At 63.0% G+C, this 19,966-nt stretch carries 20 protein-coding genes; 10 read left to right on the top strand and 10 right to left on the bottom strand.

Annotated features, from left to right (window positions below):
- The first annotated feature begins 9 nt into the window (after positions 1-9).
- Positions 10-912 (top strand): SDR family oxidoreductase, encoded by a 903-nt coding sequence (locus tag IVB13_RS22275; RefSeq protein WP_247490527.1) that lies wholly within the window; start codon positions 10-12, stop codon positions 910-912.
- Positions 913-958: 46 nt separating this feature from the next.
- On the opposite strand, the gene IVB13_RS22280 is transcribed toward IVB13_RS22275, so the two are convergent.
- Complete coding sequence (locus tag IVB13_RS22280; RefSeq protein ID WP_247389993.1) at positions 959-1,483, bottom strand: MarR family transcriptional regulator; 525 nt, start codon at positions 1,481-1,483, stop codon at positions 959-961.
- A 235-nt stretch (positions 1,484-1,718) separates the two neighbouring features.
- Between IVB13_RS22280 and IVB13_RS22285 the strand changes: the two genes are divergently transcribed.
- From IVB13_RS22285 to IVB13_RS22295, 3 genes are all read left to right on the top strand, one after another.
- Positions 1,719-2,600, top strand: coding sequence for an SDR family oxidoreductase (locus IVB13_RS22285; RefSeq protein WP_247490529.1), 882 nt, complete (start codon positions 1,719-1,721; stop codon positions 2,598-2,600).
- Positions 2,601-2,654: 54 nt separating this feature from the next.
- Positions 2,655-3,455 carry an enoyl-CoA hydratase-related protein gene (locus tag IVB13_RS22290; protein ID WP_247490532.1) on the top strand — a complete coding sequence of 267 codons (801 nt, stop codon included), beginning with the start codon at positions 2,655-2,657 and terminating at the stop codon, positions 3,453-3,455.
- A 126-nt stretch (positions 3,456-3,581) separates the two neighbouring features.
- Positions 3,582-5,207, top strand: a complete 1,626-nt coding sequence (locus tag IVB13_RS22295; protein ID WP_247490534.1) for an AMP-binding protein — start codon at positions 3,582-3,584, stop codon at positions 5,205-5,207.
- Here IVB13_RS22295 and IVB13_RS22300 read toward each other — a convergent pair whose 3' ends face one another.
- Entirely contained in the window at positions 5,208-6,011 is an 804-nt protein-coding gene (locus tag IVB13_RS22300; RefSeq protein ID WP_247490536.1) for an enoyl-CoA hydratase/isomerase family protein, read from the bottom strand.
- 146 nt (positions 6,012-6,157) lie between these two features.
- Between IVB13_RS22300 and IVB13_RS22305 the strand changes: the two genes are divergently transcribed.
- On the top strand, positions 6,158-7,033 hold the full coding sequence (locus IVB13_RS22305) for an SDR family oxidoreductase (RefSeq protein WP_247490537.1): 876 nt from the start codon (positions 6,158-6,160) through the stop codon (positions 7,031-7,033).
- Positions 7,034-7,044: 11 nt separating this feature from the next.
- On the opposite strand, the gene IVB13_RS22310 is transcribed toward IVB13_RS22305, so the two are convergent.
- Positions 7,045-8,058, bottom strand: a complete 1,014-nt coding sequence (locus tag IVB13_RS22310; protein ID WP_247490538.1) for an NADP-dependent oxidoreductase — start codon at positions 8,056-8,058, stop codon at positions 7,045-7,047.
- Positions 8,059-8,185: 127 nt separating this feature from the next.
- Between IVB13_RS22310 and IVB13_RS22315 the strand changes: the two genes are divergently transcribed.
- The 3 genes from IVB13_RS22315 to IVB13_RS22325 are packed head-to-tail and all read left to right on the top strand — an operon-like array spanning position 8,186 to position 10,693.
- A complete protein-coding gene (locus IVB13_RS22315; protein WP_247490539.1) occupies positions 8,186-8,638 on the top strand; it encodes a MaoC family dehydratase in 453 nt (150 codons plus the stop codon).
- Complete coding sequence (locus IVB13_RS22320) at positions 8,635-9,516, top strand: CoA ester lyase (protein ID WP_247490540.1); 882 nt, start codon at positions 8,635-8,637, stop codon at positions 9,514-9,516. The genes IVB13_RS22315 and IVB13_RS22320 overlap by 4 nt, the downstream gene beginning before the upstream one ends.
- Positions 9,509-10,693, top strand: a complete 1,185-nt coding sequence (locus IVB13_RS22325; RefSeq protein ID WP_247490542.1) for an acyl-CoA dehydrogenase family protein — start codon at positions 9,509-9,511, stop codon at positions 10,691-10,693. Before IVB13_RS22320 ends, IVB13_RS22325 begins: the two co-directional genes overlap by 8 nt.
- 18 nt (positions 10,694-10,711) lie before the next feature.
- Here IVB13_RS22325 and IVB13_RS22330 read toward each other — a convergent pair whose 3' ends face one another.
- The 5 genes from IVB13_RS22330 to IVB13_RS22350 form a co-directional block, all read right to left on the bottom strand.
- On the bottom strand, positions 10,712-11,857 hold the full coding sequence (locus IVB13_RS22330) for an acyl-CoA dehydrogenase family protein (RefSeq protein ID WP_247490544.1): 1,146 nt from the start codon (positions 11,855-11,857) through the stop codon (positions 10,712-10,714).
- Positions 11,858-11,881: 24 nt separating this feature from the next.
- Positions 11,882-12,811, bottom strand: a complete 930-nt coding sequence (locus IVB13_RS22335; protein ID WP_247490547.1) for a 3-keto-5-aminohexanoate cleavage protein — start codon at positions 12,809-12,811, stop codon at positions 11,882-11,884.
- A 42-nt stretch (positions 12,812-12,853) separates the two neighbouring features.
- The gene (locus IVB13_RS22340; protein ID WP_247490549.1) at positions 12,854-13,645 is read right to left on the bottom strand and encodes an enoyl-CoA hydratase-related protein; all 792 of its coding nucleotides are present in this window, start codon (positions 13,643-13,645) and stop codon (positions 12,854-12,856) included.
- 29 nt (positions 13,646-13,674) lie between these two features.
- The gene (locus IVB13_RS22345; RefSeq protein WP_247490551.1) at positions 13,675-14,433 is read right to left on the bottom strand and encodes an SDR family oxidoreductase; all 759 of its coding nucleotides are present in this window, start codon (positions 14,431-14,433) and stop codon (positions 13,675-13,677) included.
- A gap of 67 nt (positions 14,434-14,500) precedes the next feature.
- Entirely contained in the window at positions 14,501-15,682 is a 1,182-nt protein-coding gene (locus IVB13_RS22350) for an acyl-CoA dehydrogenase family protein (RefSeq protein WP_247490552.1), read from the bottom strand.
- 125 nt (positions 15,683-15,807) lie between these two features.
- Between IVB13_RS22350 and IVB13_RS22355 the strand changes: the two genes are divergently transcribed.
- Positions 15,808-17,106 (top strand): enoyl-CoA hydratase-related protein, encoded by a 1,299-nt coding sequence (locus IVB13_RS22355; RefSeq protein WP_247490554.1) that lies wholly within the window; start codon positions 15,808-15,810, stop codon positions 17,104-17,106.
- 26 nt (positions 17,107-17,132) lie between these two features.
- Positions 17,133-18,323: a CoA transferase gene (locus IVB13_RS22360; protein WP_247490556.1), complete on the top strand. Its 1,191-nt coding sequence runs from the start codon at positions 17,133-17,135 to the stop codon at positions 18,321-18,323.
- 40 nt (positions 18,324-18,363) lie between these two features.
- Here IVB13_RS22360 and IVB13_RS22365 read toward each other — a convergent pair whose 3' ends face one another.
- Positions 18,364-18,753 carry an OB-fold domain-containing protein gene (locus IVB13_RS22365; RefSeq protein ID WP_247490558.1) on the bottom strand — a complete coding sequence of 130 codons (390 nt, stop codon included), beginning with the start codon at positions 18,751-18,753 and terminating at the stop codon, positions 18,364-18,366.
- Positions 18,753-19,910, bottom strand: coding sequence for a thiolase domain-containing protein (locus tag IVB13_RS22370; RefSeq protein WP_247490560.1), 1,158 nt, complete (start codon positions 19,908-19,910; stop codon positions 18,753-18,755). Before IVB13_RS22370 ends, IVB13_RS22365 begins: the two co-directional genes overlap by 1 nt.
- Positions 19,911-19,966 lie beyond the last annotated feature (56 nt).

Here is a 19,966-nt window from a genome sequence, read left to right on the forward strand (position 1 = left end):
AGACGAGACATGGGAGGACTATGTGCCGGACGGGTCGCGATCGTCACGGGAGGCGGCCGCGGGCTCGGGCGCGAATACGCGCTGATGCTGGCGGAGCAGGGCGCCAAGGTGGTCGTCAACGACCTCGGCAGCACGGCCGCGGGAGAGGGCGCCGATCTTTCACCGGCGCAGCAGGTCGTCGGCGACATCAAGCGCAATGGCGGCGAAGCCATTGTGAACGGCAATGACGTCAGCGACTGGGCCGGCGCCAAGGCGCTGATCGACGACGCGATCAACACATTCGGCCGGCTCGACGTCCTCATCAACAACGCCGGCATCCTGCGTGACCGCATGATGGTCAACATGACCGAGGCTGAGTGGGACGAGGTGATCAAGGTGCATCTCAAGGGCACCTTCGCGCCGTCGCACCATGCCGCGCAATACTGGCGGCAGGAGGCAAAGACGCGCGGTGCGCCGATCCGCGCCCGCCTGATCAACACCTCGTCGGCTTCCGGGTTGTTCGGCAATGTCGGCCAGAGCAACTACGGGGCTGCCAAAGCGGGCATCGCCGCATTCACCATCATCAGCGCCACGGAGCTTCGGCAGTACGGCATCACGGTCAACGCCATCGCGCCGCGGGCGCAGACGCGGATGACAGAGGGACTGAGAGAGCGCACCGAGGAGGAGCTCAAGCGACGCAACCCGCGTTGGGTCGCCCCGGTCGTGGTCTGGCTTGCCAGTGAGGAATCACAGGATGTGACCGGCCGCGTATTTGAGGCCGGTGACGGGATTCTCAAGGTTGCCGAGGGTTGGCATGCCGGCCCGGGAATCGACCCGGTCGAAGATCCCAACGAACTCGGCCCTCAGGTCATGGAATTGATGCGGAAAGCTCGCCCCAACGCCGACATCTGGGGGCGCGACATCGTATCATGAGACGTCCACGGACTCCTCCCGGAGCACCTCGGGCGGGTGGCGGGCTTCAGGCCGCCGCCCGCCGCTTTTTCCGGGTCTTGGATGGCTGCGCATCCTCCTCCACGTCCGCTTCGCCGTCGGTCTCCGTACCTCCCGACATGGCGAGGAGGTTGTGCTTCATGGCGAGCAGCGCGTCGGAGGCTGCCTCGAGCTGCTTCCGGTCGATCCCGTTGACGATCCTGGCGTTGAATTTGTCAGTCTCTTTGCGGAGCTTCTCCAGGAAGCCGCGCGCTTGCTTGGTCACATAGACGCGCTTGACCCGCCGGTCGACGGGGTCGGCCTGGCGTATCACAAAGCCGGACGACTCCAGGCGGTCAATCAGGGCTCCGACGGCGACCTTGCCGACATCGAGCTCGTTGGCGAGCTGCACCTGGGGAAGGCCGTCCTTGCGGGAGATGAACGCCAGCACCCACCATTGCGAGCGAGTGATCCCGAGCGGCGCCAGCGCGCGGTCGAACATCATCCTCCTGAGCCGCGACACGTCGTGGATGAGATATCCGAGACGCAGATCCCAATCGGGCAGTTCAACCATCGATGTTTCCCTTAAGGCCGAGTCAGGGCCGGACGCTCGACTAATACCATACACCAGCGTATTTTAAAGGGAAGGCTATGAAATGGGCGTGGAAACGGCGCTCCGGCGCCGCGGGCGTCGACCGATTTACAAAAGAAGTACGCTAGTGTATTAAATCGGTCAGGCGCGGCGCTTGCTCTGTCCAGCCGGGAAGCGCCGACCGCAACGAAAATCGATCGCAGGAAGGGAGCCGCCCATGTTCGACGCCGCCGTGCTCAAGGGAAAGCGCATCCTGATTACGGGTGGAGGAACCGGCCTCGGCAAGGAGATGGCGATCGGCTTCGCCGCTCATGGTGCCCACGTCTACATCTGCGGCCGGCGCAAGGACATCCTCGACCAGGCCGCCCAGGAGATCGGCACGCGAACGGGAGGGCGGGCGACCGCGCTGCTCGCCAATGTGCGCGAGCCCGACAGCATCGAAGCGATGATGACCAGCATATGGGCGGATGGTCCGCTCACGGGCCTTGTCAACAACGCCGGTGCCAATTTCCTCGCGCCGACCGAGACGCTGTCGCCGCGCGGCTATGAGGCGGTGCGCTCGACCGTGATGGACGGCTCGTTCTACACCTCGCTTGCCTGCGGCAAGCGGTGGATCTCGGCTGGCCTGCCGGGCGTGATCATCAGCAACCTCGTCACCTGGGTGTGGACCGGATCGGCGTTTGTCGTGCCGGCGGCCATGGCGAAGGCGGCAGTCCATGCCATGACCATGTCGCTCGCGGTTGAGTGGGGGCCGAAGAACATTCGCGTCAATGCGATCGCACCCGGACCATTCCCGACCGAAGGTGCCTGGGACAAGCTCAACCCGCTGGCGGAGACTGGCGTCGGCGCGACGCAGGCGGACGACGTGCCGCTGCGCCGCTTCGGTAAGATGGACGAGCTGCGCAATCTCGTGATCTTCCTGATGTCGGATGGCTGTAGCTACATCACCGGCGATACGATCAGCATCGATGGCGGTCATCATCTGGCCGCGCCCAGCACCTTTGCAGGGCTGTCAAAACTGTCGCCCGCCGACTGGCAGCGTGCGCGTGAGGCCATCCAGGCTTCGGTGCAAAAGGAAAAGCAGGCACGGTCGATCTGAGCCTTGGCGGACGGAAAGATCTGCAAGCGCTTTGTCGTGAAGGGAGAAATGCTGATGGGACTCGCCATATCGACAAAGAGTTTCGAATGTACCATCGACGATGGTCTAGCCCATATCATTCTGGATCAGCCCACCCGTGGCAATCCAATCGACGGTGATTTCTGTCGCGAGTTTGGCCTGGCTATCGCGGAATTGAGCGAGCGTGCCGATGTGCGGGCGGTGCTGCTCTCCGCGCGCGGCCGGCTGTTCAGCGTCGGCGGTGACCTGACGTCGCTGGTGAAGCAGGGGGATGCGCTGCCCCAAACGATTAAGGCCTGGACCGCCGACATTCATGTCGCAATCGCAAGGATGGTCCGGATGCGTGCGCCGGTCGTCGCCGCCGTTCACGGCAATGTCGCGGGCGGCAGCGTGTCGCTGATCGCGGCCGCCGACCTCGTGGTGATGGCGGAATCGGCGAGGATATCGGCGGCGTTCTCCAAAATCGGCTTCAGTCCGGACAGTGGGTCGACCACGACGCTCACACGCCGGATCGGCGTCGCGCGCGCAAGACGATTTTTCCTGCTCGGTGAGACGTTCGATGCCGCGACGGCGCTGTCGCTCGGCCTCGTCGACTTCGTCGTGCCGGATGATGCAGTACCGTCCGAGGCCGCGCGGTTCGCGAAGGAGCTCGCCGTCGGCCCGACCGAGGCGTTTGGTGCGATCAAGCGGCTGTTCGCCCAGACCAACGATCGATCGTTCGAAAGCCAGCTCGAGGAGGAGGCGCAGACGCTCGCCGCGATTTCGAGAACGGCGGACGCGCAGGAAGGCGTCAAGGCTTTCATCGAGAAGCGCAAGCCGGTGTTTACCGGGACGTGATGCTCGCGGTGGCGCCAGAGCGACAATCTGACCATTGGCAGCAGATCGTACGCGCCAATGAGGTACACCGATAAACGAAATTAATCCGGCGCGAAGTCGGAAATGACGACACCGCAGGAGGGAGAAATGACCGTGGCCGCCGCCCTACGAGACGCGCCTCACGCCAGCTTTCGCGAAGCCGGGTATTGGCTCGACAAAAGTGTCGATCAGTTGCTGACCGAGGCCGCCGCGAGAGCGCCCGACAAGGTCGCGATCGTCGCCGACCGGGCGGATCGCGAACAGGCGCCAAGGTTCACCTACGCGGAGCTGGCAAGGCTCGCGGATCGCGCCGCGAGCTCGCTGCTGCGGCTCGGAGTTGGCCGCGGCGATGTCGTAACCGTGCAACTGCCCAATTGGTGGGAATTCGTGGTCACGGCATTCGCCTGCGCCAAGATCGGCGCAGTTATGAACCCGGTGATGCCAATCCTGCGCGAGCGCGAGCTGCTCTACATCCTGAATTTCTGCGAGGCGAAGGTCTTTATCGTACCGAAGAGCTACCGGGGGTTCGACTATGCCGCGATGGCGCAAGGCATGCGCTCCGATCTGCCCCATCTCAAGCACGTCGTCGTCGCTGACGGCGAGGACGAGACCGGCTTTGAGCGGATGCTGCTGTCGTCCGAGCCCGACAAGCTTCCAGCAGGGCTGCGTCCGGACGACATGGCCGTGCTGATGTTCACCTCGGGCACGACGGGTGAGCCCAAGGGCGTCATGCACACCTCGAATTCGCTGATTGCCTGCTGCAAGGCACTGTCGGGGCGGTTCGGACTCGATGCCGGCGACGTCCTGCTGGTTGCCTCTCCGGTCGGTCACATGACGGGCTACGCCGCGATCGTGCTGCTCTCGGTCTATCTCGGCGGCACGATGATCCTTCAGGACATCTGGGAAGCCAGGCGCGGCGTCAACCTGATGGCCCGCGAAGGCGTTACTTATACGGCAGCTTCGACGCCGTTCCTCAGCGACATCTGCGATGCCGTCAAGGCCGGAGCCCCCGATCCGAGCAGTCTGCGTTCCTTCCTGTGCGGCGGCGCACCGATCCCGTCCGCCCTGATCGGGCGCGCGGCCGACGAACTCAGCCTCACAGTCTGCTCGTTGTGGGGCATGACTGAGGTTCTGTCCGGCACGCTCACCGAGCCCGCGCGCGCCGCTGAGAAATCGGCACACACGGATGGGCGGGCGCAGGACGGAATGGAAGTCAGGATCGTCGATACCAAGGGACAACCGGTGCCGACAGGGGAGTCGGGACGGCTCCTGGTTCGCGGCGCCCAGATGTTCAAGGGGTACTACAAGCGGCCCGAGCTGCCGACGTTCGACGGTGACGGTTGGTTCGATTCCGGCGATCTCGCCTACATGGACAAGGACGGCTACATCCGCATCTCGGGCCGCGTGAAGGACATTCTGGTCCGGGGTGGCGAGAACGTGCCTGTCGTCGAGATCGAGAACCTGCTCTACAAGCATCCGGCCGTATCCGCGGTCGCTGTCGTCGGCTTTCCGGATGCCCGGCTCGGCGAGCGCGGCTGTGCCTTCATCGTTCCGCGCGCGGGAAGCACGATCGATCTGGCGGCGGTGCAGAGCTATCTGGGCCAAGCCAGGATGGCCAAGCAGTTCTGGCCCGAGCGGGTCGAAATCGTGGCTGAGCTGCCGCGCACGGCGAGTGGCAAGATCCAGAAGTTCAAATTGCGCGAGTTCGCGACCGCGTTTGCCGACGCCAAATAGTCATTGGTCGGAATAAGTCGGATCCCGTCGCTCGCGAAACGCGGCGACGGCCTCCGCGTGATCCTCCGTTTCCAAGAGGATAACCTGCTGCCGGTCCTCAATCATCAGCGCAGCATCGAGGCCTGGCGCGTCGATCAGAAAGTTGAGTGTCTGCTTCGTCATTCGCAGCCCCATGGGGGAAACACGCAGCATTTCCGAGGCAAACTCGAGACCCGTTGCGAGCAGTTCGTCCGCGGGCGCGACCTCGCTGATCAAGCCAATAGCCTTGGCGCGATCCGCCTTGAGGAATCGTCCGGTGAGAAATAGCTCCGATGCGACAGACAAGCCCACCAATCGGGGTAGGAGGTAACCCGAGCCCATATCGCAGCCGCCAACGCCGACGCGGATATAGGCGGCATTCATCCGTGCGTCTGGCGAGGCAAAGCGGACGTCGCAGGCGAGCAGCAAGGAAAATCCGGCGCCGCAGGCGGCACCGTGGACAAGCCCGACAATCGGTTGTGGGCAAGATCGCATGAGGCGAATAACGCCGGAGTAGTTCTGCTGTATCTTCAATTGCCGCTGCGGGCGCCCGCTTCCGCGTCCTGCAAACGCGTCCGATCCAAGTGCTGCGCCGGCGCAGAATTCACGTCCATTCCCGCGCAGGATAACGACCCGCGTCGTCGGCCGATCGTGAAGTCCAGAAAAGTATTCGGTCAACTCAGCGATCATTTCTGGGGTAACAGCATTGAGCTGTTCGGGACGGTTCAACGTCAGGATATCGATCGCGCCCCGGCCTTCAATGGTGACGGTCTTCGGTTGCTTCACGGATGCGCTCCCATCCTTCATTGGTCTTGATGGCATATAGTAATAAAGTGTACGATCGTTGGACGCAATGCTCGGTTCGTACGTCATGTCACCATACGACATGAGGCCGCAACAGCCAGCGACAGAGACCTTCAGGGAGCCGCCAAATGCCATATCAATCCGTGTTCAGGCCGGATCTGTTCAAGGGGCAGACGATCATCGTCACCGGCGGTGGCAGCGGGATCGGGCGCTGCACCGCCCATGAACTCGCCGCCCTCGGCGCCAACGTGGCGATCCTCGGCAGGTCGATCGAGAAGCTGGCGGAGGTTCAGCGCGAGATCGAAGAGGATGGAGGCAAGGCGATGGCCCATGCCTGCGACATCCGCGACGAGACCATGGTGATTGGCGCCATCGACGCGGTGCTCGCCAAATTTGGCCGCATCGATGGCCTGATCAACAATGCGGGAGGGCAGTTTCGCGCGCCGTTGAAAACGATCTCGACCAAGGGATTCGAGGCGGTCGTGCGCAACAATCTGACCGGCGGCTTCATCTTCATGCGCGAGGTCTATAACCGCTGGATGGAGGCCAACGGCGGGGCGATCGTCAACATCATCGCCGACATCTGGCACGGCTGGCCCGAGTTCGGCCACTCGGCCGCCGCCCGCGGCGGCATGCTGACCCTGACCGAGACGGCCTCCTGCGAATGGTCGGGCTCGGGTGTCCGCGTTAACGCAGTCGCGCCCGGCGGCATCGTGTCGAGCGGTTTCGATACTTACACGCCGGAGATGCAGAAGAAGCTGCATGATTTCACCGAGCGCGTGCCGCTGCAACGCTTTGGAACGGAAGCGGAGATATCGGCCGCTATCACCTACCTGCTGTCGCCGGCGGCTGCCTATATCACCGGTTCCTGTCTTCGCGTCGACGGCGGTACACCTAATGCGCGCACAACATGGAAGCTCGAGCCGCACAGTCGCAGCGCGCCGTTCGAAGGGTTCCATCGCGCGAAGCTGCCGGAGGTGATGAAGCATAAGGCCAGCGCGTAGCTGGCTTCGGCTCAGTCGACCGCGATGATCAGCTTGCCATGGTTCTCACCACGGTAAAGTTGCGCGATGGCGCCGGGCGCGTATTCGAGACCCGGCAGGATCTCTTCGTCGTGGACGATCTTGCCCGCCAGCGCCAGTTCGGCGAGGCGGGCCCCGGCCGCTTCGAACTCGGCGAGATGATCGAAGATGATAAAGCCGGACCATCGCAGGCGCCGGGTGAGAATTTCGCGCTCGGGACGCGGACCGATGGGGACGGGGGTCCAGGACGCATTGGCTGCGGTGCCGCACTGGATCACGCGCCCGCGCAGTCGCATGGTGCGGATGGCGGCGTCGGCGATCGCTCCGCCGGTGTTGTCGAAGAAGATGTCGTTGCCGTCAGGACACGCCGCGCGAATGGCCGCGCCGAGATCGGTCGCCTCGCGGTAGTTGATCATGTCCTGATAGCCGTAGCGGGCTTTTGCCAGCGCGGCCTTGTCGTCCGAGCTGGTCAACCCGACCGCACGGCAGCCTGCGATATGCGCGAGCTGGCCGACAAAGCTTCCGACGCTGCCGGCTGCCGTCGAGACCAGCACATGCTCGCCGGGTTTGGGATCGCCGAGACCATGAAAGGCGAGATAGGCGGTGATGCCGTTCATGCCGAGCACGCTCAGATTGGCGCTGAGCGGCAGGCTGGATGGAACGACGCGGCGCAGCACCGATTCCCGCGTCGCGACGCAATAGCGCTGCCAGCCAAACCATCCGTAGACGTGCTCACCGGGGCTATATTCCGGTACGTTGCTCTCGAGGATTTCGCCGACCGCGAGCGCACGCATCGGCGTGTCGAGCGGCACGGGTGCGCTATAGTTACCCTCATCATTGGCCCATCCGCGTTGTGCCGGATCAACGGAGAGGTAGCGATTTGCAATCAGGATCTCGCCCTTGCCGAGTGTTGCGGTCGGTTCCGTGACCACCGAAAAGTGCTCGCCTTGCGGTATCCCGCGCGGCCGGATCACGAGCCGCACCTGCCGATTGTCACGAAGGGCCATGAGCGATCCTCATAGTTAGTACGCTTGTGTACGATATGAGTATACGGTAGAAATCGGGCGGGAGACAAGGACGTCCCGGCCGGCTGAAAGCCTCGGGATCCCGGCAAGACATAAAGAGGCAAGCAAAATGGCGGGGCTCTATTTCGAGCAATTTTCGGTCGGGCAGACCTTTGTCCATGAAATCCGGCGCACCGTGACCGACATGGACAACATCCTGTTCTCGTCGCTGACCTACAATCCGGCGGCGGTGCATATCGACCATCACTATGCTGCGAGTACCGAGTTCGGAAAGCCGCTGATGAATTCGATCTTCACGCTCGGCCTGATCATCGGCCTGTCCGTGCAGGATACGACGTTGGGAACCACCGTCGGTAACCTCGGCATGGAGGACACCCGGTTTCCGCGTCCGGTGTTTGCCGGCGACACGCTCCGCGCCGAGACCAAGATCGTGGCCGTGCGCGAGAGCAAATCGCGCCCGACCCAGGGTATCGTGACCTTTGAGCACCACGGCTTCAACCAGCGCGACGAAGAGGTGGTCTATTGCCGCAGGAACGGGCTGATGATGCGGAGGCCGGCATGAAACTGCGTTCGCTGCTCTTTGTACCGGCCGATAGTGAACGCAAGTTCGTCAAGGCCAATGGGATCGGCTCCGACGCGCTGATCCTTGATCTGGAGGACTCCGTGGCGCCCGGCCGCAAGGCCTTTGCCCGCGGCGCCGTCAAGGAATTGCTGGGCGGAGGGCCCCGGGATTGGTCGTTCCTGGTCCGCATCAATCCGTTCGGCACCGGGCTGACGCTGGAAGATCTGGCCGCCGTGGTCCGTCCGGGCCTCGACGGCATCCTGATTCCCAAGGTCAACGGCATCGAGGATGTCGATCTCGTCTCGCATTATGTCGATGTGCTGGAGGTCGCGACCGGCGTCGCGCCTGGTCACGTCAAGCTGCTGGTCGTGGCAACCGAGACGCCGGCCGCGATGATCGGCTTCAACGGCTATGCGCGCAAGAACAAACGCCTCGTGGCGATGACCTGGGGCGGCGAAGATCTGAGTGCAGCGCTTGGCGCGCTGACGCCGCGAGAAGCCGATGGAAGCTGGACCTTTCCCTATCAGGTGGCGCGTGCGCAGTGCCTGTTTGCCGCCGGCGCTGCCGATGCTGCGGCGCTCGAAACCCTGTACGTCGACTTCAGGGATCAGCAGGGGCTGGCCGAAAGCTGCAAGATCGCGCGACGGGACGGATTTGTCGGCCGAATCGCGATCCACCCTGACCAGGTCGCAACCATCAATGCATCCTTCACGCCGTCGGACGCTGATATCGAGCATGCACGCCACGTCGTGGCTGCGTTCGCGGCGAATCCGGATGTCGGGACCGTCGGCATCGACGGCAAGATGTACGACATGCCGCATCTGATTGCAGCACGAAGAACCCTGGCGTCGATTGGGGAAGGTATCTCCCATGGATAGGTCGTTCGCCAACCAGCTCGATGTGCCGGATGATCACGCCGCGATCCGCGAAGGCGTTCGTGCCGTCGTCTCGCGTTTCGACGACGAGTACTGGCTTGCCCGCGACGAGGACGGCGAGTTTCCGCGGGCGTTCCACCGTGCCATGGCGGATGCCGGCTGGCTCGGCATCACGATGCCGGAGGAATATGGCGGCTCTGGTCTGGGCGTCACCGAGGCCGCGATCATGATGCACGAGGTGGCGAGCCATGGCGGCGGCATGACCTCAGCATCCGCCGTGCATATCAACCTGTTTGGACCGCACCCGATCGTGGTGAAGGGAACGGACGACCAGAAGCGGCGCTGGGTGCCGCGGCTGGTTGCAGGCGACGACCAGTGCTGCTTCGGTTTCACCGAGCCGGACGCCGGGCTGAACACCACGCGCATCAAGACCTTCGCCGAGAAGGTGCCGGGCGGCTATCTCGTGCACGGCCAGAAGGTCTGGACGTCAACGGCGCAGATCGCCAACAAGATCATGCTCCTGACCCGAACCACCAAGTTCGAGGATTGCAAGCGGCCGACCGACGGCATCACCATTTTCTACACTGATCTCGACCGTTCGAAGATCGAGGTGCGCCGGATCCCGAAGATGGGACGCAAGGCGGTCGACTCCAACGCCATCTTCATCGACGGTCTCTTCATTCCCGAGGCCGACCGGATCGGCGAGGAAGGCAAGGGCTTTTCCTACATCCTGCACAGCCTCAATCCCGAACGGATCCTGATCGCGGCCGAAGCCATCGGCATCGGTCAGGACGCCCTGCGCCGGGCGACGCGCTATGCCAGGGAGCGCGTGGTGTTCGACCGTCCGATCGGCCAAAATCAATCGATCCAGCATCCTCTCGCCGAGAACTGGATGTATCTGGAGTCGGCGTGGCTGATGGCGATGCGTGCCGCTTGGCTGTACGATTCGGACAAGCCGTGCGGTGCCGAAGCCAACAGCGCCAAATTGCTCGGTGCGCGGGCCGGCCACGATGCGGCCTGGCAGGCCATCATGACCCACGGCGGCTTCGGCTATGCCAAGGAGTATCACGTCGAGCGGCTATTCCGCGAAGTCTCGATCACCCGACTCGCGCCGATCACGGAGCAACTCATCCTGAGTTTCATCGCCGAGAAGGTGCTCGATTTGCCGAAGAGCTATTGAGCCACGCTGTGGCGCGCGTCAGAGGTTGCGCGAGATCAACTCGCGCATGATCTCCGACGTGCCGCCATAGATGCGCAGCACCCGCGCATCGGCGAACAGTCGACAAATTTCGTACTCGCGCATAAAACCGTAGCCGCCGAAGAATTGCAGGCACTGGTCGACGAGACGCCCATGCATCTCGGTGACCCAGAGCTTTGCCGTCGATGCGGCATAAGTGCTGAGCTCACCACGGACGTGCTGGCTCAGGCACTGGTCGACATAGGCCCAGCCGACCTGGAGGTCCGACTTGAGATCAGCCAACTTGAAGCGCGTGTTCTGATAGGTTCCGATCGCCTGTCCAAATGCCTTGCGCTCAAGCACGTAGGCCTTGGTGATGTCGAACGCCTTTTGTGCCGACGCGATCGAGTGAAGCGCGATCGTCAAGCGCTCCTGCGGCAACTCACTCATCAGCGCGCCCATCGCGCCACCTTCGGACCCCAGCAGATTGCTCATGGGAACGCGAACCTGGTCGAAGAACAGCTCCGACGTGTCGGAGGAGAGATGGCCGAGCTTGTCGAGGTTGCGGCCGTGCCGAAAACCGGGGCGGTCGGTCTCGACCAGGATGAGGCTCATGCCGCGTGAGCCGCCGTCCGGATGGGTACGGCTGACCGCGATGACGAGGTCGCACATCTGGCCGTTCGAGATGAAGGTCTTCTGGCCGGAGATGACGTAGTCGTCGCCGTCCCGAACCGCGCGCGTGCGAATGCCTTGCAGATCGCTGCCGGTGCCGGGCTCGGTCATCGCGATCGCGCAGACGATCTCGCCCGAGACCATCCGCGGCAGCCACTTTGTCTTCTGCTCCTCGGTACCGTAGCTCAGGAGATAGCCGCAGCAGACGTCGTTATGGACCGAGAAGTCGGTCGCTGGCCCGGCAAAGCCGGAATAGGCGAGCTCTTCGATGACGACGGCGTTGTGGCGGAAGTCGCCGCCGGTGCCGCCATACTGTTCGGGCACTTGCGGGCAGAGCAGGCCGGCATCGCCCGCCGCCGGCCACAGCGCGCGATCGATGATCCCGGCCTTTTCCCATTCCTGGAAGTGCGGCGCGATCTTCGCCGCGGCGAAGCGACGGACGCTTTCGCGCAGGAGTGCGTGTTCTTCGTCGTAGACCGGGCGATTTGGCAACATGTCTGTCGAGCCGTCGGTTGAGCCCTAGAAGGCGACCTTGTCGCCGCCCTTGAGCTGGAGGATATCGCGTGCTTCGTCCGGGCTCGCGATCTCGAGCCCGAGGCCTTCGATAATCTTGCGGACCTGCGTCACTTGCGCCGCATTGGTTTCAGCGAGGCGTCCCGCGCCGATCCACAGACTGTCCTCCAGACCGACGCGGACGTTGCCGCCCATCGCCGCCGCCATTGCCGCGACCTGCATCTGGGCGCGGCCGGCGCCGAGTACTGACCAGCGGTAGTTGTCGCCGAACAGCCGATCGGCGGTCCGCTTCATGTGCATGACATCGTCCGGATGGGAGCCAATGCCGCCGAGCAACCCAAAACAGGTCTGGATGAACAGCGGCGCCTTCACCAGGCCCTCAGTCCAGAAATAATGCAGGTTATAGAGATGGCTGGTGTCGTAGCATTCGAACTCGTATCGTGCGCCGGAACTGTTCAGAGTTTCGAGCGCGTAGCGGATATCCTTGAACGAATTGCGGAAGACGAGGTCGTGGGAGCCTTCCAGCATCTGCGGCTCCCAGTCATGCTTGAACGATTTGTAGCGCTTCAGCATGGGGAAGAGGCCGAAGTTCATCGAGCCCATGTTGAGGCTTGCGACCTCCGGCTTCCAGGTCGCCGCCGGCCGCACGCGCTCTTCCACCGTCATGTAGGGCGAGCCGCCGGTCGTCAGATTCACGACGACGTTGGAGCTCTGCTTGATGACGCGCAGGAACGGCTCGAAGGCTTCCGGCGATTGATCCGGCCTGCCGTCGGCGGGATTGCGGGCGTGCAGATGCACGATCGCCGCGCCCGCCGCCGCAGCGCCGAGCGCGGACTCGGCGATCTCGGCTGATGTCACCGGCAAATGCGGTGACATCGAGGGCGTGTGGATCGATCCCGTGACGGCGCAGGAGATGATGACCTTGTGGGGCGCCATGGCCGCTCCCTCAGTTTGCGATCGCTATCGGCGCATGGGCCGTCATGTGAACTTATGGAAGTCTGGGTCGCGCTTCTCGTTGAAGGCCGCGACGCCTTCCTTCGACTCCGCCGTGTCGTAGAACATCTTTACGGCGTGCAGCGCAAAATTGCTGATACCTCGGATGTTGTCGGAGTCGGCGTTGAAGGATCGCTTTGCGAGCGCGATAGCGGTCGGCGATCGCTGCGCGAGCTTGTCGGTCCAGTCCTTCACGGCCGCGTCGAGCTGCGCGATGGGCACCACCTTGTTGACGAGGCCCATCTCGCGCGCCTGCTCAGCGCTATAACGCTCGTTGAGGAACCAGATCTCGCGGGCCTTCTTGTCGCCGACGTGACGAGCCAGGAAAGCCGTTCCCCAGCCGGCATCGACCGAGCCGACTTTGGGGCCGACTTGTCCGAATTGGGCATGATCCGCAGCAATGGTGAGATCGCAAAGTGTTGCGAGCACGTTGCCGCCGCCGATTGCAAAACCGTTGACGCGTGCGATCACCGGCTTCGGCACGTCGCGGATCAAGCCCTGGATTTCGTCGATCGGCAGGCCGACCACGCCACGGCCGTCATACTGGCCCTCATGCGCGGATTGATCGCCGCCGGTGCAGAACGCCTTCTCGCCCGCACCGGTCAAGACGATGCTCGCGACCTGCCGGTCGTTGGCGGCGAGGTGGAAGGCCTGGATGAGCTCCTCGAGCGTCTGGCCGCGGAAGGCGTTGTAGACCTTGGGCCGGTTGATGATGATCCACGCGGCGCGGTCGCGGACTTCATAGATGACGTCGGTGAATTGCTTGGGGTCGGTCATGACGTTTCCTTGGCGTTTCTTGGCGCGATTTAGATCATGTTCATTCCGCCGGAGACGGAAATGGTTTGCCCGGTGATGAATTTGCCGTCGTCGGAAGCAAGCATCGCGACGATCCCGCCGTAGTCGTCCGGCTCGCCCATCCGCTTCAGCGGAATGCCCCGGACCATGGCGTCCTTCCATTTCACGGCGTGCTCGCCTTCGCCAAGGACCGACGCCATCATCGGCGTGTTGGTCGGGCCGGGGCAGACGGCGTTGAGAAGGACGTTCTTGCGTGCCAGCTCGCGCGCCAGCGACTTGGTGAAGGAGATCAACCCGCCCTTGCAGGCGGAATAGACGGCTTCGTCGCTGGTGCCGACGCGCGCGGCGTCGGAGGCGATATTGACGATGCGGCCGCCGCCGCGCTCGGCCATCAAGGGCGCAATCGCCTTGTGGGTGTTGAGCGGTCCATAGAGATTGATCCGGATGATCTTGTCCCAAAGCTCCTTGTCGGTCTTCAGGAACGGCATCGGACGGTCCCAGCCGGCATTGTTGACCAGGAGCCAGATCGGACCGAGCTCGGCTTCGACCTTGCCAACCGCCGCCTCGACGGAAGCGGCTTCTCCCACGTCGACCGCGTAGGTCTTGATGACCGCCTGCGGCGCGAGCTTTGCGGTTTCTTCGCCGCCTTGCGGATTGATGTCGAAGATCGCGATCTTGCAGCCTTCTTCAGCGAGCCGCAGCGTCAATCCTCGTCCGATGCCCTGTCCGCCGCCGGTCACGACGGCAACTTTGCCAGATAGGCCCTTCAATGCTGATCTCCCTCGTCGTTTATATTTTTGCCGGCGCCCTTCGATGCCTCGAAGGAGATGGGAAGGCCTATGAGGCGGACCCGTTCTTCTGAATGTCATACCCGCGCTGAGAATACATCTGCCGCGCAATGATCGTCTTCATGATCTCGATCGATCCGCCGGCGATTTTCACCACCCGTGCGTCGGCATAGGCCCTGGCGATCGGATATTCCCACATATAGCCCCATCCGCCGAACAGCTGGAGGCATTCGTCGACCGCCTCGCAGTGCAGCTCGGATGTAAACATCTTGGCCATTGCCGCGTCGACGGGGTCGAGCTTGCCCTCCATGAACAGGGCAATGCACTTGTCGGTGAAGACGCGGGCGACGGTCGCTTTGGTCTTGAGCTCGGCGAGCTTGAACTGCGTGTTCTGGAAATCGGCGAGCTTCTGGCCGAACGCGCTGCGTTCGGAGGTATATTGCAGCGTCCAGTCGATCACGGTCTCGGTGACGGTCGCGGAGCGAATGGCCTGCGCCAGGCGCTCCTGCGACAGTTTGGTCATCATCTGCGCAAAGCCCCTGCCTTCTGCGCCCAGCATGTTGCTGACGGGAATGCGGACATTGTCGAAGAATAGCTCGGACGTATCTTGCGCCTTCATGCCGAGCTTTTCCAGATTCCGGCCGCGCTTGAAGCCGTCCCGGCTGCTCTCGACGATGAACAAGGTCACGCCCTTGGCGCCAGCCTGGCTGTCGGTCTTGGTCGCCAGCACGATGAAGTCGCAAAGCTGGCCATTGGAAATGAAGACCTTCTGGCCGTTGATCACGAAGTCATCGCCGTCACGCGAAGCGCGGGTCCGGATCGCCTTGAGATCGCTGCCGGCATGGGGTTCGGTCATGCCGAGCGAACCGATGGCTTCGCCTGACACCATCTTGGGCAGCCATTTGCGCTTTTGCGCCTCGCTGCCGAACGACAGCAGATAGGTCGCGACGAGGTCGGTATGGATGAGAAAGCCGGGGCCGCTCGCGCCGGCGCGCCAGAGCTCCTCGAACACGACCACATCGAAGAGGTAGTCGAGGCCCATGCCGCCATATTCCTCGGGCACGGTGCAGCACAAGAGGCCGGCGGCGCCGGCCTTCAGCCAGAGATCCCGCGGAACAATACCGTCCTCTTCCCATTGGGCGTGGAAGGGAACGATCTCGCGGTCGACGAAGCGACGTACCGTCTGCCGGAAAATCTCATGTTCTTCGCGAAAGATCGTGCGGTCGATCATTGTCAAAAAGCGTCCCGTCTGATTTAGTTTGCTAGTGTACAGTATTAGGCTTGGGTATACAACCTGAAAGCCGGCGAAGGCAAGTACGATCGTACACCAACGAACTGTTGTGGGAGGAGGGAGCGATGGCGATCGGAGCGCAGCTGAAGCAATTTCGAATCGAGATGTCGACGAACGGCGTCCTGCACCTGATCTTCGACATGCCCGACCGCTCGATGAACGTGTTCTCGAACGCCGCGATCGACGAAGTTGGCCTGTTCGCAGACTGGCTCAAGCAAAGCGAAGTGATCGGCGTCGTGATCAGCTCCGGCAAGCCCACGGCGTTCTGCGCCGGCGCGGATCTCGCTGAGCTCGAGACCGCCTATGACATGATCATGGCGGCGCCATCCGCCGAACGCGATCGTCTCGCTTTCGATCATTTCTTCCGGCTCAGCCACGGTCTGCGCCGGCTCGAGACTGCCGGCAAGCCCGTTGCGGTGGCGGTTGCTGGCCTTGCCCTGGGCGGTGGCTGCGAGTTCGCTCTTGCCGCACATCATAGGGTGATCGCCGACCGCCCGCAGGCGACGTTCGGCCTTCCGGAGTCGCTGGTCGGCTTGCTGCCGGGCGGTGGCGGAACCCAGCGGTTGCCGCGCTTGATCGGGATTGAGGCTGCGCTGCCGGTGCTGCTCGACGGCGCACGCATCGGAGGGCAGGCGGCCCTTGCGGCTGGACTTGCGGATGAATTGGTGGGACCGGGCGAAGAGATGGCCGCCGCCGAGCGCTGGGTCTTGTCGCAACCGGCGGCCAAACAGCCGTGGGACCGGCCGGACTGGCATGCGGCTGACACATCGCGCGTCGCGGCAATCATCGGTGCGAGCCGGAGAAAAATGTTGGCAGAGACGCTCGGCCACTATCCGGCACCATCGGCCATTCTCGACTGCGTCGAGCAAGGCCTTTCGCAGGACTTTGATTGCGCGATCCGGACCGAGATGCAGATCTTTGCAAAGCTGATCCAGCGGCGGGAGCCTCGCAACATGATCCGGACGCTGTTTCTTGGAAGGCTCGATTATGAGCGGCTGAAGAAGAAGGGCATGAATCCCCAGATCACGGAAGCTGTCGCCGCGATCTCGAAAGTGCTTGGTGCTCATTCCGAGCGCGGCAAGGAGCTCTCCGATGCCTTTGCGCGTGCAGGTTTCCGCGGCGAGCAGCCGCGCCGGGCTGACTTCGACGGCCGTATCGCTGATGCCGTCTATTGGCACGACGATGAGCCGAGAACCTGGGGCAAGGACCTTTTGCGCGCGCGGCTGGCGGACGCCGAGGCCGCAGCCGCGGACTGGCGCACAAGGCTTGACGAGACAGAGCGGCGGGCCGCCGACTATGTCCTGGTCACGCAGGCGGGCTTTCCCGCCTATCTCGGCGGATTGTTCGCCGCCGGGCTGAACTAGTTGCGCCTTCGGCAAGGAGAGACATCGTGGCAAAACCTCTTGACGGTATCAAGGTTCTCGATCTTTCGAAGGTGCTCGCCGGTCCGCTCTGTGCGCAATATCTCGGCGATCTCGGCGCCGAGATCATCAAGGTCGAAGCGGTGGGGCAGGGAGATGAGACGCGCGGCTGGCCGCCCTTTCCCGCGCCCGGCCTTGGCACGGTGTTTCTGAGTGCCAATCGCAACAAGCGAAGCATCGCGATCAACATGAAGTCGGACAAGGGGCGGAAGCTCGTGCACGAGCTCGCGCGATCCTCCGACGTCGCCATTGAAAGCTTCGGCACCGGCGTTGCCGAGCGGCTGGGCATCGATGCCGCGAGCCTTTGCGCGCTCAACGACCGGCTGGTCCATTGCAGCATCTCCGGGTTCGGCCGGACTGGACCTCTCAAGAACTCTCCCGGATACGATGTGATCCTGCAGGCCTTCGGCGGCATCATGTCGATGACCGGCGACGAGGGCGGCGGCTATATCCGCAGCCCCATTTCCCCGATCGATCAGATGACAGGCGTGCATGCCTTCAGCGGAATCCTGGCCTCGCTGTTTGCGCGTGAGAAGTCGGGCAAGGGCGGGTCGATCCAGGTGTCGCTGTTCGATACTGCGCTTGGGATTTTGGGCTACAATCTCCAGACCTTTTGGGAGCGGGGGACGCAACCCGCAAAGTGTGGCTCCAGCCATGAGTCGCTATGCCCATACCAGGCGTTTGAGGCTTCGGACGGACCGATCATGATCGGAGTGGCCAACGACAATCTGTGGCGCAAATTCTGCGGCGTTGCCGGCCTGAATGCGATCGTGGATGACCCGAAATTCCGGACCAATGCGGAGCGGGTCAAGCATCGCGCCGAGACCCTTCAGCATGTGCAATCGGTGATCACCACCAACACCGTTGCGCACTGGAACGAGGCGCTGAATGAGGTCGGCATTCCCTGTTCACCGATCAATACGCTTGCCCAGCTTCTGGATCATCCGCATACGAAGGCGGACAAGCTGATCATGCAGTACGATCATCCCGCGGCTGGCCGCCTGAATTGCGTCGGCCATCCCGTGACATTCGTCGGAGAGGAGCGCGCTCCCGGCTTGCCGCCGCCCACACTCGGGCAACATACCGACGATGTCCTGATGGAAATGGGCCTTTCCGCGGCAAGCATTGCGGAATTGCGCCGTGATGAGATCATCAGCTAATGATCCAGGCGCCGCGGCAGCCGCTGCGGTGCTCCCTGCGTCAGATGGGTGTGAAGAAGGGCAATGGCGCGCCCTCGGTCGGCTTGAACACCACTTTGACCTTCTGCCCGATCTTCAACGTTTCAAGATTGCAGTCCACGAAGTTGGTCTGGAGCGACGGCCCCTCCTTCAGCGTGACGTAGCCGATCGCGTACGGACCGGTCGGCGACTTCCGCATCAGGCTGTAGGTGTAGATCGTGGCCTCGCCCGAACTTTCCTCCCACACAGTGTTGTCCGAATAGCAGAACGGACAGATCGCGCGCGGGAAGTAATGGGCTTCGCCGCAGGCGGTGCAGCGCTTGATTAGGAACTTGCCCTGCTTCGCCGCATCCCAGAACGCGGCTGTTTCGGGGTTGGTCACGGGAGCAGGATATTTTTTTGCTTCACTCATCACACGCGCTCCAGAATGGCCGTCGAGGCCGCGTGGCGGACCCCCAAAAGGCCGCCGGTGCCGTGGGCAATGGCCAGATCGCAGTTCTTGACCTGCACCTTCGGATGCGCCTCGCCGCGCAGCTGCCGCACAGCCTCGATGATCTTGGTCATGCCGCCGCGGTTGACCGGATGGTTGCTGCACAGGCCGCCGCCGTCGGTGTTGAACGGCAGCTTGCCGACGCCGGAGATGAGATTGCCGTCGGCGACGAATTTGCCGCCCTCGCCCTTCTTGCAGAAGCCGAGGTCTTCGAGCTGCATCAGTACCGTGATCGTGAAGCTGTCGTAGATCGAGGCGTATTTGATGTCCTTCGGCGTGATGCCGGCTTCTTCGAACGCCCGCGGGCCGGACCAGATTCCGGCGGAATAGGTCAGATCGAGATTCTTGCCACCGTTCGGACCCTTCATGGCTTCGCCGTGGCCGATCAACCGGACCAGCGGCTTTCTCAGGCTTCGGGCGATCTCGGGCGTGGTCACGATCAATGCGCCACCGCCATCGGTGACGACGCAGCAATCAAGCCGGTGCAGCGGGTCGGAAATCATCGGCGAGTTCAGGACGTCCTCGACGGTGACGACGTCCTTGAGCATCGCATGCGGATTGTATTGCGCGTGATGCGAGGCCGCGACCTTGACCCAGGCGAGCTGCTCGCTGGTGGTGCCATAGTCGTGCATGTGACGCATCGCGCACATGCCATAGGCATTGTGGGTGGCCGCGCCGTAGGCCGTCTCGAAGTCGGCCTCGGCGCCGGGGGCGCGTGGTGGGGTGTGGCTGGTGCGCGGCTTGCCCGCGAGCGTGATCAGGGCAATCGAGCATTTGCCCGCGGCAATGGCTTCGGCCGCATGGCCGAGCTGGATGATGTAGGAGGAGCCGCCGGTATCGGTGCTGTCGATATGGCGGAGCTTTTTGGTGTTGAGACCGAGATAATCGACCATCGGCCAGGCGCCGCCCGGCGCGTCGCCGGACAAGAAATATCCGTCAATGTCGTCCTTGCTCAGCCCGGCGTCCTCGATCGCGCCCTTGGTGACCTCAGCATGGAGCTGGGCTGTGGACTTGTCCGGTGCATGCCGGGTCGGGTGTTCGTAGATCCCGGCAATGTAGGCCTTACCCCTGATGGTCAACTCGCTCTCCACTGGCGTTTGCTGCTCGGTTGGACCTGACGGGCGATGCCCGGCAG

It is taken from the genome of Bradyrhizobium sp. 17, from assembly GCF_023073515.1.
GTDB lineage: Bacteria > Pseudomonadota > Alphaproteobacteria > Rhizobiales > Xanthobacteraceae > Bradyrhizobium > Bradyrhizobium canariense_D.